This is a genomic window from Pseudoflavonifractor phocaeensis, from assembly GCF_021531815.1.
GTDB classification, from domain to species: Bacteria; Bacillota; Clostridia; order Oscillospirales; family Oscillospiraceae; genus Lawsonibacter; species Lawsonibacter phocaeensis_A.
The window spans coordinates 1-12,928 of record NZ_JADYUM010000019.1; the positions used below are offsets into that span (position 1 = coordinate 1).

Consider the following 12,928-nt stretch of genomic DNA (forward strand, 5'->3'; position numbering starts at 1 on the left):
CTCCCCTGCCCGTACCCTGGTGGTCTCCGCCCCCCGGCAGGAGTACCCCCGGACGGCACCTGCCCTGCCCGCCTCCGGCGGACGGCGGGCCATGAAGACGGTGCTGCTCACCGGAGCCACCGGCTTCCTGGGGGCCCACATGCTCCGCGCCCTGCTGGAAAACGGCGTATCCAAGGTGCTGTGCACCATGCGGGACGGGGATGAGGCCCGGCTGATGGACACCCTGTCCTGGTACTTCGGCAGCGGCTGGACCCTGGGGCTGGGGGACCAGGTGGAGGTGTTGTCCGCCGACATCAGCCGGCCCGGTCTGGGGCTGTCCCCCCGGGACTACCAGGCCCTGTCCGGGCGGGTGGACGGCGTTTGGAACTGCGCCGCCGACGTGCGCCACTACGCCGCCGACAGCGACGCCCTGCTGGCCGTCAACCTGGGCGGGACCCAGGAGCTGATCAAGCTGGCCCGGGCCGCCAACGCCCCCCTCTTCCATATGTCCACCACCAGCGTGGCCGGCGACCGCCTGTCCGATGGAAACGGCTCCGCCGTCTTCACAGAACAGGACTTCGACATCGGTCAGAACTGGCGGCGGAACCTGTATGTCCGCAGCAAATTTCTGGCGGAAGCCGCCGTATTTGACGCGGTCCGCTCCGGCCTCACCGCCCGGGTGTTCCGCCTGGGACGCCTGGTGGGCCGGTCCCAGGACGGCACCTTCCAGAAAAATCCCAGGACCAACGCCTTCTGGCTCACCATGCGGGGCATCCACGCCATGGGTGTCATCCCCGCCTCCATGGCCGCCGCGCCCATGGAGCTGACCCCCATCGATTGGTGCGCCCAGGCGGCGGTAGCCCTGCGGGACGCGCCCCAGACCGTGTTCCACCTCCAGGGCCCCAATCCTCCCAGGGTGGAGGAGGCCGCCCGGGCGGTGGTCTCCGGCCTGCAGGTGGTACCCGACGAGGAATTTGACCGGATGATGGCCGAGGCCCCGGTGGACCTCCGGGGGGACCTGCTGGCCCCCTTGCTGGACCTGTGGAACCAGCTGAAGGAGGGCCCCGCCTCCATCACAGTGGACAGCGCCCTGACCATGGAGCAGCTGGAGCGGGCCGGCCTCCGGGCGGCTGTGCCCGGTCCGGACCGTCTGCTGCGCGCCTTCCGGTTTGACCCCGCGGACCGTCTGTCCCAGGGGAGGTGGTCCCGTGGTATCTGATTTTGCCGCGGCAGTCTTTCTGCTGTCTCTGTTGGGCGTGGCCGTCTTCATCTTCTGGCTGTTCCACAGCCCCAAGCAGCGCTCCCTGCTCAGCAAGCTGTACCTGTGGCTGGTGCTGGTTTACGCCTACTGGGCCATACTGATATTGGTCATGTGGCGCACCCCGCCGGACCATCTGAAGGCCCTGGCCATTCTGGACAGCCTGACCTACCTGGGCATCGCCATTCCCGCCATCTACCTGATGATCTCCCTGGTTTTTGTTCAGGGCCGGGACCGCTTTCCGAAATGGATGCTGGTCTTTCTGGCGGTCCCCGTTCTGTCCGTTCTGGTCTCCCTGACCAATGACTGGCACCACCTGCAGTACCGGGTCTTTTCCATCGTCCGCAGCGAGATCGTCTTCGGTCCCTTTGTCCTGGTCACCGGCCTGCACAGCTACCTGTGCTTTCTCATCAGCTTCGGACTGATCTTCAACTTTGTCCGCAAAAATCCCAGCAAGCTCTACTTCCAGCAGTGTCTGATGCTCTTTCTGGGCGGTCTGTGTCCCCTGCTGGTCAGCATTGCCGCCACCTTCTCGGGGCTGAACTTCCCCATCACCGCCACCCCTCTCAGCTTCCTTCCCCTGATCCTGTTCAACGGTATCGCCATCTACCGGCTCAATCTGCTGGACATCACCCCGGTGGCTACCCAGTACATGCTGGACTGGATCTCCGACTGCTACATGGTACTCAGCAGCAAGGGGCTGGTTCTCAATTACAACAAATCCTTCGCCGCCGTCTTTGCCTCCCGGTACGGCATCACGGAAAACCGCTACCTGAAGGACTGCGTCAAGGAGGAAGACATCTCCAAAAAGACCGCTATCTACAACATGATCACCGCTGTGGACGCCTGCCAGGACGCCCAGTCCACCATTTCCTATGAGCAGGCCGCCACCATCAACCGGGGCGGTGTGCTGCAAAAGAACTATTACGTCACCGACGTCTCTCAGCTGATCCAGAACGAAAAGCCCGTGGGCTTCGTCCTGATCTTCAAGGACATCACCCAGCTGAAAAAGAGCATGCGCCAGCTCCAGGACAGCCAGAACCGCATGATGGAGCAGGAGCGGTTCGCTTTCCTGGGCCAGATGATGGGCGGCCTGGCCCACAACCTGAAGACCCCCATCATGAGCATCTCAGGCTGTGTCTCGGCGGCAGATACCCTGGTCGACGAGTGCCTAGCCAGTCTTTCCGACCCACGGGTCACCCCCGAAGACTACCGGGAGATCTTCGGCGAGATGCGGGACTGGTTCCAAAAGATCCAGGACTCCACCGCCTACATGTCGGACATCATCACCGCCATCAAGGGGCAGGCCACCAGCGTCAGCGCCTTTGACGACTCCCTGTTCACCATCGATGAACTGCTCAAGCGCACTACCCTGCTGATGCGCCACGAGCTCATCAGCGCCGGCTGCACCCTGGTGTCCGAGTGTAAGGACTCCCAAAACATCACCCTCCACGGCGACATCAACAACCTGGTCCAGGTACTGGGCAATCTGGTGACCAACGCGATCTTCGCCCAAAAGCAGGTGGGCGGCGGTCCCATCACCTTGGGGCTGGAACAGGACGGACACCAGGTCAAGCTCTACGTCAAAGACACTGGCCCGGGCATCTCCCCCACCATCCGGAACCGGCTCTTCAAAGAGATGGTCACCAGCAAGGGAGCCCAGGGCAGCGGCCTGGGCCTGTACATCTCCAACGCCGTGGTCCACGGCAAGTTCAACGGCACCATGTGGTGTGCGGACAATCCCGGCGGCGGCGCCATTTTCGGCATGACCATCCCCCTGGACCCCGCCGCCTCCCTGGACGCCGAGTCCTCTGACCTGACCGAGTCCTCCGCACTCCCCCCCATCCCCGGAATGTGAAGTGAGGTAACAGCTTATGAGACAGTACAGACAAAATACTGCTGAGGGCGCCTTCTCCATCCTTACCTTGGATGACGACCCCATCATGACCTCTACCATTCAGGCTTACTTCCAGCGCTCCGGTTACCGGGTGGACGTGGAAAATGATCCCCAACAGGCCATCGAACGCATCCGGCGGGGACATTACGACATTTTGCTGCTGGACTTCCTGATGACCCCCATCTGCGGCGACCAGGTGGTGGAGCAGATCCGCCAGTTCAACCATGACATCTTCATCATCCTGCTCACCGGACACAAGAGCATGGCGCCCCCCATCAAAACGATCCGCGCTCTGGACATTCAGGGGTACTATGAAAAGAGCGACCGGTTCGACCAGTTGGAGCTGCTGGTGGAATCCTGCGTGAAATCCATCCGGCAGATGCGTACCATCCGCAGCTATAAGGACGGGCTGTCCGCCATCATGGACTCCCTGCCCCTGATCCACGATCTACGGTCTATGGAGCACATCACCGACAGCATCCTGCACACCGCCTCCTCCCTGCTGCCCTGCGCCAACGTGGTCCTGACTCTGGACGCGGAGCACTACTCCCCCGCCTTCCCCAGCGAAACCGGAGCCCGTTTCTCCTCCCGGGCGGCGGGCGACGGCTTCTCCGCCCTCACCTCCCAGGAGGCGGAGGACCTGATGGCCCAGTTGGAGGGAAAAAGTTCTCTGGTCCTGGACCGGCAGCTGGTCCTCCCCCTGGTGGACGGCGAGCAGCACCAGATCGGCCTGCTGACCATCCTGCTGCGGGAGCCTCCCAAGTATGACCAGATCCAGCTGATGGAGGTCTTTTCCCGCCAGGCTTCCTCCGCCATCTGCAACGCCCGCCTGCACGCCTTGGTCCAGGAGAAAAACCACAAGCTGGACCAGGCCTACAGCCAGTTGCAAAGCGGCTATCTGGAGATGATCAGCACCATGCGCCGGGTGGTGGACGCCAAAGACGCCTACACCCGGGGCCACTCTGACCGCGTCTCCTTTTACGCCCTTCAGATCGCCCGCAAGCTGGGCCGTGACCCGGCGTACTGCGAACGGGTCCGGGTGGCCGGCCTGTTCCACGACGTGGGCAAGCTGTCCATCCCCGATGACATCCTGCTGAAAAACGGGAAGCTGACCGCTCAGGAATACGACGTCATCAAGACGCATCCCCGCAACGGCGCGGAACTGCTCTCTGTCATCAGCCAGTTCCGGCCCATTCTCCCCGCCATTCTCAGCCACCATGAGCGCATCGACGGCTGCGGCTATCCCGATGGGCTCCAGGGCGAGGATATCCCCGAGGAGGCCCGGATCATCGCCGTGGCCGACACCTTTGACGCCATGACCTCCGACCGCCAGTACCGCAAGAGCCTGAGCTTCCAGCAGGCCATGGAGGAGCTGGAGCGGTCCAAGGGCACCCAGCTGGACGCCCACATCACCGAGGTCTTTCAGTCTCTGGCCCTGGACCCTGAGTTCTGGACCAAGATGCGTGAGGAGATCCAGGACCGCGCGCCCCGGCAGGCCGTCCCCGACTTTTCATCTTCAACAGGAGGTCCGGCATGAAAATTCAGTCTTATAACAAAGCGGATTACACCGTTCCCTTTTATGACACCTTCCCCCAGTTTCTGGAAGGGATCGCCAAAACCTACGGCTCCCGTCCCGCCTTGTCCTGGTTCACCCGCCGGCAGGAGGAGAAGACCCTCACCTACCTGGAGCTGACCCAGCGGACGGCAGACCTGCGCCGCGGGCTGCTGGAGCAGGGCCTGGTCCCCGGCTCCCATGTGGCTATCCTCAGCGAAAACAGCGCCGACTGGATCATCTCCTTCCTGGCGGTGGTCTCCTGCGGCTGTGTGGCCGTCTGTGTAGACACGGAACAATCTGACAGCATCATCCGGGAGATGGTATGCCGTTCAGACGCCAAACTGCTGTTCCTCTCCTCCACCTTTCTGTCCATCTGCCTCCCCCTGCTGGACAGCGGCAGCGTGGAGCGCATCGTCCTGATGGACGGTCCGGCCCGGGACGAGGGGGTATGCCCCATCTCCGTCCTCTATGAGCAGGGGCACGCCCTGGAGGCCGAGTCCCCTCTGCCCGCCCCCGACGTGTCCCTGGAGCAGACCGCCGAGATCGTCTTCACCTCCGGCACCACCAGCCAGTCCAAGATGGTCATGCTCAGCCAGAAGGGCGTACTGCAGAACCTGTGCGATTCCAGCATCTATGTGTGCTTCTATCAGCGGGTCTTCTGCTCCCTCCCCTTCTATCACGCTTACGGCCTGAACTCCGCCGTGCTCAACACCTTCCTCCGGGGGGCACACCTGTATATCAACGGCGACCTGAAGACCGCCATGCGGGACCTCCACCTGTCCAAGCCCGACACCATGCTCACCGTCCCCCTGATGGTGGAGGCCATCCACAACCAGATGTGGCTGACGGTGGAGAAGGCCGGAAAGGCCAACGCCCTCAAGACTCTGATGAAAGTGGCCCGCCTGTGCCGCCAGCTCCACCTTCCGGTGAAGTTCAAGACTCTGGAGCAGCTGCGTGAGAAGGCCCTGGGTACCCTGCATCTTCTGATCTGCGGCGGCGCCCACTTGAGCCGTGAGCTGTCCGAGGAGTTCGAGCTGCTGGGCGTCCAGGTGCTCCAGGGGTACGGCATCACTGAATGCGCCCCCCTTATCTCTGTCAACTGCAACTACGCCAATAAGATCGGCTCCGTGGGCCTGCCTCTGAAGACATTGGAGCTCCGCCTGGATGACGGAGAGGTCTGCGTCCGGGGTCCCTCCGTGATGCAGGGCTATTACAAGGATCCGGATCAGACCGCCCAGGCCCTGGAGGACGGCTGGTTCCGGACCGGCGATTTGGGTTACACCGACCAGGACGGATTCCTCTACCTCACCGGCCGGAAAAAGAACCTGATCGTCTTCAAAAACGGCAAGAAGATCTCCCCGGAAAAGCTGGAAGAGATGCTCTCCGCCATCCCCATGGTCAAAGAGGTCATGGTCTACGGCACCGCCAACGGAGCCTTCGCCGATGATGTGAAGCTCACCGCCAGCATTTACCCCGACCCCCAGCGCTGCGAGGGGCTCAGCTCCTATGAGATCCTGGAGCACCTGCAGCAGGAGGTGGATAAAATCAACCGGGACCTGCCCACCTACCAGCAGATCCAACTTGTGAACATCCGGGAGAAGGAGTTCAATAAGACCGGAACCAAAAAGATCAAACGGTACGACAACCAGTAAGGAGAGAGAGAACCACCATGCTGCAGCTGATCCAGGACATCATTTACAACGTGACCGGAAAACAGGGGATCACCTACGAGACGGACTTCGTCCAGGACCTGGCCCTGAATTCCTTCGACGTCATGAACATCATCAGCGCCTTTGAGGACCATTTCGACACCACCATCCCCACCCGGGAGGTCTGGCACCTCCACCAGGTGAAGGACGTCATCGACTACCTGGCCCAGAAGGGCTTCACCCAGCCCTGACCGTGGGCGCTGACCGCATCCCGGCGGCGATTTTCCGGGCTCCCTTCTCCGAGGGGGGGCCCGGTTCCCACGCCCTGCTGCTCCGGGCCGCGTCCCGGTACAGCGGTCTGTCCCCCGCCGCTCTGGGAGAGCTGCGGACCGGCCCCTGGGGAAAGCCCTCTTTCTCCCAGGTTCCCAGCCTCCATTTCTCCCTGACCCACAGCGGACAGTGGTGGCTGTGCGCCTTTGCCTCTGTGCCCCTTGGGCTGGACCTCCAGATCCACCGGTCCCACGCCGATCCCGGACGGTTGTCCCGGCGCTTCTTTCACCCCCGGGAGGACGCCTGGCTGGCGCAAAACCGGTATCGGGATTTTTTCGACGTGTGGTGCGCCAAGGAGAGCTGGGTCAAATACACCGGACACGGTTTTTTTGACGACCCCGCCACCTTCTCCGTGGTGGACGAGGCGGGCAATTTCCCGGCTCTGGAGGGGGTGCGGCTGCGGCTGCTGCCCTTCGCCCCCGGGTACAGCCTGTGTCTGTGCGCCCGGGAGGAGACAGTGGTGGAATGGCACGACCTCTGAGCCGCCTCTCTTGTTAAGAAGTCCGGTTTTCCATAAAGAAAATGTCAAGAGTTTTTCTCCTCCAGCGCCCTCAGGGGCGCTGTTTTTTCGTCTTTTTTGCCTTTTTCATTTTTTCCTCAGGCCTGCGGACGATGTTATGTTCCGTTTTTCCCCCTTTTCTACCGCCGTTTTCTTAACACCTGGACTCTCCGTCCCTTTGACAGCCCCGATTTTTCTCCCATATAATAGAATAAACATATTATATTTCCCGGGAAAGGAGGGCATCCTTTGCAGTTCAACAAACAGCTGGCGGAAAAGACCCGTGAGTCCATGGCTTCGGTACTGCCCGTCACCGTCATTGTCTTTCTCCTGTCCATCACCGCCGCGCCTCTGGAGCCAGGCACCCTGGTCCTGTTCCTGTTCGGCGCCATCCTGCTCATCGCCGGGATGGGATTTTTCACCCTGGGCGTGGACATGTCCATGATCCCCATGGGAGAGGGAATGGGCACCGCCCTGAGCCAGGCCCGCCACCCCCTGCTGCCCCTGCTGATCTACTTCCTGTTGGGTGTGCTGACCACCATGGCCGAGCCCGACCTCCAGGTACTGGCCGGACAGGTGCCCGCCATCGACACCCAGGTGCTGGTGGTCACTGTGGCCGTGGGCGTAGGCCTGTTTCTGGCCGCCGCCGCTCTTCGGGTACGGCGGGGCATCCCTCTGCGCCGCCTGCTGCTGGCCTGTTACGCTCTGGTGTTTCTCCTGGCGGCTCTGGTCCCCGGGGAGCTGGTCCCTGTCTCCTTCGACTCCGGCGGCGTCACCACCGGACCCATTACGGTCCCCTTTCTCATGTCCCTGGGCCTGGGGCTGGCCTCCGCCCGGAGCGACGCGGACGCCGCCAGCGACAGCTTTGGCCTGATCTCCCTGTGCTCCATCGGCCCCATCCTGTCGGTGCTCGTCCTAGGAGCTGTCTACGGGCTGGATCAGATCGTTCCCTCCTCCGCCCCCATGCTCCAGGTGTCCACCACCGCCGACGTGGCCCGCCGCTTTTTAGACGCACTCCCCGAGTACGCCCACGAGGTGGCTGTCGCCCTGCTCCCCATCGCCGGAGTGTTCGCGGTCTTCCAACTGGCTGCCCGCCGCTTTAAAGGCAGCCAGCTGCTCCGGATCGGTCTGGGATTGCTCTACGCCTATGTGGGACTGGTGCTGTTTCTGTGCGGAGTCAACGTGGGCTTCATGCCCGCCGGCCAGCTCATCGGCGCATCGGTGGCCTCCGGCGCCCACCGCTGGCTGCTGGTCCCCATCGGCATGCTCATCGGCTTTTACATCGTCAAGGCGGAACCCGCCGTAGCTGTCCTCACCAAACAGGTGGAGGAGGTCTCCAACGGCGCCATCTCCCACAGGGCCATGGACCGCGCCCTCTCCATTGGCGTATGCGTCTCCGTGGGGCTGGCTATGGTCCGGGTCCTCACCGGTCTGAACATCCTCTGGCTGCTCGTTCCCGGCTACGCCATCTCCCTGGGGCTGACCTTTTTCGTCCCCCCCATCTTTACCGGCATCGCCTTCGACTCCGGCGGCGTGGCCAGCGGCCCCATGACCGCCACCTTCCTCCTCCCCTTCGCCATGGGGGCCTGCTCCGCCCTGGGCGGCAGCATCATGACCGACGCCTTCGGCACCGTGGCCATGGTGGCCATGACGCCCCTGGTCACCATCCAGGCCATGGGCCTGTACAGCCAGCTCCGCCACAAGCTGGCCCGCCGCCGTCTGCTCTATCACATGGAGCGGGTGGAGGACACCGTGGTCTATTTCGACTGAGAGAGGAGGAGCGCTTTGGACGCCATCAAATTGATCGTCTCCATTGTGGAGCGGGGCAAGGGCGTGGCCATGCAGCGGCTGTATGACCAGCGCCAGGTCTTCCTCCACCTTCAGTGCGCCGGCCGTGGCACCGCCACTTCGGAAATTTTAGACATTTTAGGCCTGGGGTCCAGCGAAAAGGATGTGGTCTTCAGCTTTGCCGCCGCCCCGTCCGCTCAGCTGCTGCTCCATGACCTGGACAACGACCTGCGGGGCAGCGCAGGCACCTCAGGCATCGTGTTCTCCCTGCCGCTGACAGGGCTGAACAATCTGGCCGCCGCCCTGGTGGATTTCCGGGCCAGTGCCGGCAAAAAAGGAAACGGAGGGGATGCTCCCATGGAACACTCTGCTGAAAGTACTCTGATCCTGGTGGCCTGCGCCCGGGGATACAGCGACGCCGTCATGGCCACCGCCAAAGCCCAGGGGGCCCGGGGCGGCACCGTCATCAAGGGCCGCCTGTCCGGCCTGGAGGATCTGGAACAGGCCTACGGCCTGGAACTCAACGCCGAGCGGGAGATCGTGGCCATTGTGGTCCCCAAGGACCGCCGCGCTCCCATCATGGAGGCGGTAAACGTCGCCCACGGCCTGCGCAGCCCCGCCCAGACCGTGGTCTGTTCCCTGCCCATCGACCAGATCGTGCGGTTGGGATAAGTCCCCCTTATCCCAACCGCTTCGCCCGGTGCCTTCCCCCCACAGGGGGAAGGCTTTTTTACACTCTGTTTCCCGCTGGCCGGACCGGGACTCGCGTTTTGCCGGCTTCTCCGCTCCAACCGCTCCCGGGCGCTGACTGGAAAGCTACTCTCCCGGACTTGCGGCTTTGATCCATACACGCTATAATACCGGTACAGGATTAAGTTTCCGCACATCACGGATCAAAGTCGAGGGACTGCTTATGTTCTCTTCCTTTTTCAACGCTGAAAGCCCCTTTTGGCGCACTTTCACCCGAATCATGGACCTGTTTGGCCTGTCTCTGTGCTGGTTGTTCTGCTCCCTCCCCCTGGTCACCCTGGGGGCCTCCACCACCGCCCTTTACGACGCGGTGTATCACGGCGTCCGCCGGGGAGAAAGCAGAGATTATGCCCGCTTTTTCACCACCTTCCGCCGGGAGCTGAAGACCTCTTTTCTGGTCACTCTGCCCATGCTGTCCCTGACAGCGGCCTTCCTGCTGCTGTACCGGACGGCTTACGTCATGATGCTGGCGGGCAGTCAGGCCGGCGGGGTGCTGTTCTACACCTACCGGCTGCTGTTCTGCATCCCCCTGGCTGTCTGGCTGTTTGCCTGCGCCCTCCTGTCCCGCTTCACCTTCACCCCCGGCGCACTGCTCCGGACCGCCTGCCAGCTGGTCTTCGCCCACCTGCTCTCGGCCGCCCTCATGATTGTCATGGTCATTCTGCTCCTGAGCGTTGTCATTTGGTGGCCCTTCTCCTGTATCTTTATTCCCGCCACCGCCGCTTGGCTGTGCTCCTTCCCCCTGGAGCGGATCTTCGCGCCCTTCCTCAAAAAGGACGAGAGCGGCACCTAAATCATGGCATAAACGAAGCCCTCCGGCCTACGGCCGGAGGGCTTCAGGCTGTCGAAAAAGCCTTTTCGACAGCCTGAGCAAATTTGAAAACATTAAAAAATGTTTCCAAACTTGTACTGATTGGAAAAAAAGGGAACCCTGACGGTTTCCTTTCAAACTATCCTTCCCTCCGAACCCTTGAAGAATCAGGGGTTGTCGACAAGCTAAAGCCCTCCGGTCTGTGACCAGAGGGCTTCGTTACATAGTTCGCAATATTTACAGCAAAGTAGGGATCCGCTCCGCCAACGCGGCGGCCAGGGCGGCGTGCCCCTGACGGGTCAGGTGCATAAAATCCACCTGGTTGAACTGGCAGCCCACCTGGTTGGCATCCAGGAAATGGACGCCGCACTCGGCGGCCACCCGGCGGTACTCAGCTGGCACCTGCCGGGACTTCTCCTCCGCGCCGATTCCCATCTCGTCGGCCACGGCGGAGGTCCTGACCCCCTCACCGATGACAGGCGGGGCGATGATCAGGATATTGGGCCTTCCGCCCGGTCCCCAGCAGTCCACGGTCTGGGCCTTCCGCACCAGTCGGCGCATGCCCAGGCCGATGGCATAGGCGTTGGCTCCAATGCGCTCCTTGGTGTCGTTGGTGCCCAGCATGATGACCAGCAGACTGACCGGCTCATGGCTTTTCAGGCAGGGATAGAGGTAGTGCAGGGCGTCCAGGCCCTCGTACAAGGGGTCCTCAAAGACCGTAGTCCGGCCGGACAGGCCCTCCTCCACCACCAGATACTCCTCCCCCAGCGCCTTCTGGAGCAGGCGGGTCCACCGCTCCTCCTCGTTGAACCGGGCCAGGGCGCCGTCGGCGCAGTCGGCCGGGTCGGCACAGTATCCGTGGGTATTGGAGTCTCCCAGGCAGAGAATGTGTTTCTTCACGGCTTACTTCCGCAACTCGGGCAGGCTGGCGGCGGCGGCGGACTGGCCCACGCGGCGGAACTTCTCGTCGGGCAGGCTGGGCAGAATGGCCTTGTCCACCTCGGGATACTCGTCGGCCAGGACCTCCTTGCAGCGGTTCAGGATCAGGTCGCCGCCCTTGCCGGACATCACCCGGCCCAGGAGCAGCACGTGTCTGAAGTGGTACAGGTCATAGTACATAGCCAGGGCATGGGCCAGATAGACGCCGATGGACTCATAGACCTGGGCGGCCCGGGGATCGTCGGCCTCCATCAGCTTCTGGACCACCTTCAGCTTCTCGGCGGGGGACAGGCTCTCGTCCAGCTCGATGCCCGCCCGGGGGGCCAGCTTGATGACGGAGTCCTGGGAGAAATACTTAACGCCGCAGCCGATGTCGCCGGACCACTCGTCCCGCATGGCTTCGGGGTTGGCGTCCACGGGGACAAAGGCCAGCTCGTTGAGCCAGCCGGTGATGCAGCCGTCCTCGTCCACATAGCCCACGGCCTCGCTGGTGCCCATGGCGATGCCCAGCACATTGTTGTCGTTCAGGCTCATGGTGCCGGCCAGGGCGGACACGTCGCCGTCGTTGACCACCTCATAGGGCACGTCGCCAAAGGTATCGGTGATGGCGCGGATATAGATGTCCTTCACCTTGGCGTCAAACTGGTCCTTGGGCACCTTCAGGAACAGGGAGGCGTTCATGGTACGGTTATTGATGTACACGCCGGCGGAGGACACGCCCACCGCATCCACCCGGGGCAGATGCTCGGCGGCGGACTTCAAGGCCGCCACGATGCCCGCATAGTGGTAGTCGGGGTCGGAATTGGTCTTGGGGAACCAGACCACTTCCTCGCTGTACACACTCTCGCCGTCAATGACAGCGGACACCTTCCGGTCGGAGCCGCCGGCGTCGAAGCCGATGCGGCAGCCGTCCAGATGGCCGCCGATGCGCTTGGGCGCGTCCTTGGCCTCGGGGACCTTGTCCACCCGGACCACCTCAAAGGGATGCTCAAACACGCTGGCCATGTAGTCCCAGTCGAACTCCTGCTGGCCACCGGCGGAATAGAACTTGGCAATGGCGTCGCAGACCGCCTGATTGCCCGCCAGATAGACCTTGAAGCCGCCCTTCATCCACAGCAGGGTCTTGACCAGGCGCTCCACATAATACACATCAGCGTCGAAAAATTCGGGTGTGCCGTGGATCGTGGTCTTGCAGACGGCCATCTGGCCGCCGGCCCGCTCCACCGCGATGTCAAAGGGTTCTTTGGCGTCCTTGCGGAAGCTCTCGTAGTAACGGTTCAGGGGAAGGAAGCCGGGGTCCAGAGACGGAACGTTTTTGATGGTGACCTCAATGCCAAGGTGTTTCACATCGATTTCCTCCTTCAAATATGGTGCAGATACCTCAGAACAATAGTAAATCCGTTACTGATAGGCTATCAGCTTTTTTCATTTTGTCAAGGCCCTGCAAAAAATTTTCTTTTTATCTTGACGTAT

Annotated in this window: 11 protein-coding genes; 9 read left to right on the forward strand and 2 right to left on the reverse strand. The window is 62.3% G+C overall.

Translation table 11 applies throughout. The features are described 5' to 3' along the window. The 9 genes from I6E42_RS10740 to I6E42_RS10780 all read left to right on the forward strand — a co-directional run. The coding region (locus tag I6E42_RS10740) for an SDR family oxidoreductase (protein ID WP_235371940.1) at window positions 1-1,198 on the forward strand (1,198 nt) is incomplete at its 5' end. After that, window positions 1,188-3,095, forward strand: coding sequence for a histidine kinase N-terminal 7TM domain-containing protein (locus I6E42_RS10745; RefSeq protein WP_235371941.1), 1,908 nt, complete (start codon window positions 1,188-1,190; stop codon window positions 3,093-3,095). The genes I6E42_RS10740 and I6E42_RS10745, both read left to right, overlap by 11 nt. Before the next feature lie 16 nt (window positions 3,096-3,111). Next, on the forward strand, window positions 3,112-4,671 hold the full coding sequence (locus I6E42_RS10750; RefSeq protein WP_235371942.1) for an HD domain-containing response regulator: 1,560 nt from the start codon (window positions 3,112-3,114) through the stop codon (window positions 4,669-4,671). Then, window positions 4,668-6,341 carry an AMP-dependent synthetase/ligase gene (locus tag I6E42_RS10755; protein WP_235371943.1) on the forward strand — a complete coding sequence of 558 codons (1,674 nt, stop codon included), beginning with the start codon at window positions 4,668-4,670 and terminating at the stop codon, window positions 6,339-6,341. Before I6E42_RS10750 ends, I6E42_RS10755 begins: the two co-directional genes overlap by 4 nt. Before the next feature lie 17 nt (window positions 6,342-6,358). Continuing rightward, entirely contained in the window at window positions 6,359-6,589 is a 231-nt protein-coding gene (locus I6E42_RS10760) for an acyl carrier protein (RefSeq protein ID WP_235371944.1), read from the forward strand. A gap of 2 nt (window positions 6,590-6,591) precedes the next feature. Next, window positions 6,592-7,149, forward strand: a complete 558-nt coding sequence (locus I6E42_RS12860) for a 4'-phosphopantetheinyl transferase family protein (RefSeq protein ID WP_235371945.1) — start codon at window positions 6,592-6,594, stop codon at window positions 7,147-7,149. Between the two features lie 267 nt (window positions 7,150-7,416). Next, window positions 7,417-8,937 carry a DUF1538 domain-containing protein gene (locus I6E42_RS10770; protein ID WP_235371946.1) on the forward strand — a complete coding sequence of 507 codons (1,521 nt, stop codon included), beginning with the start codon at window positions 7,417-7,419 and terminating at the stop codon, window positions 8,935-8,937. 15 nt (window positions 8,938-8,952) lie between these two features. Beyond that, window positions 8,953-9,627, forward strand: a complete 675-nt coding sequence (locus tag I6E42_RS10775) for a hypothetical protein (RefSeq protein ID WP_235371947.1) — start codon at window positions 8,953-8,955, stop codon at window positions 9,625-9,627. Window positions 9,628-9,868: 241 nt separating this feature from the next. Continuing rightward, a complete protein-coding gene (locus I6E42_RS10780) occupies window positions 9,869-10,498 on the forward strand; it encodes a DUF624 domain-containing protein (protein WP_235371948.1) in 630 nt (209 codons plus the stop codon). Between the two features lie 255 nt (window positions 10,499-10,753). On the opposite strand, the gene I6E42_RS10785 is transcribed toward I6E42_RS10780, so the two are convergent. Beyond that, a complete protein-coding gene (locus tag I6E42_RS10785) occupies window positions 10,754-11,416 on the reverse strand; it encodes a GDSL-type esterase/lipase family protein (RefSeq protein ID WP_235371949.1) in 663 nt (220 codons plus the stop codon). A 3-nt stretch (window positions 11,417-11,419) separates the two neighbouring features. Then, the gene (locus I6E42_RS10790; RefSeq protein WP_235371950.1) at window positions 11,420-12,802 is read right to left on the reverse strand and encodes an ROK family protein; all 1,383 of its coding nucleotides are present in this window, start codon (window positions 12,800-12,802) and stop codon (window positions 11,420-11,422) included. Between the last annotated feature and the right edge of the window lie 126 nt (window positions 12,803-12,928).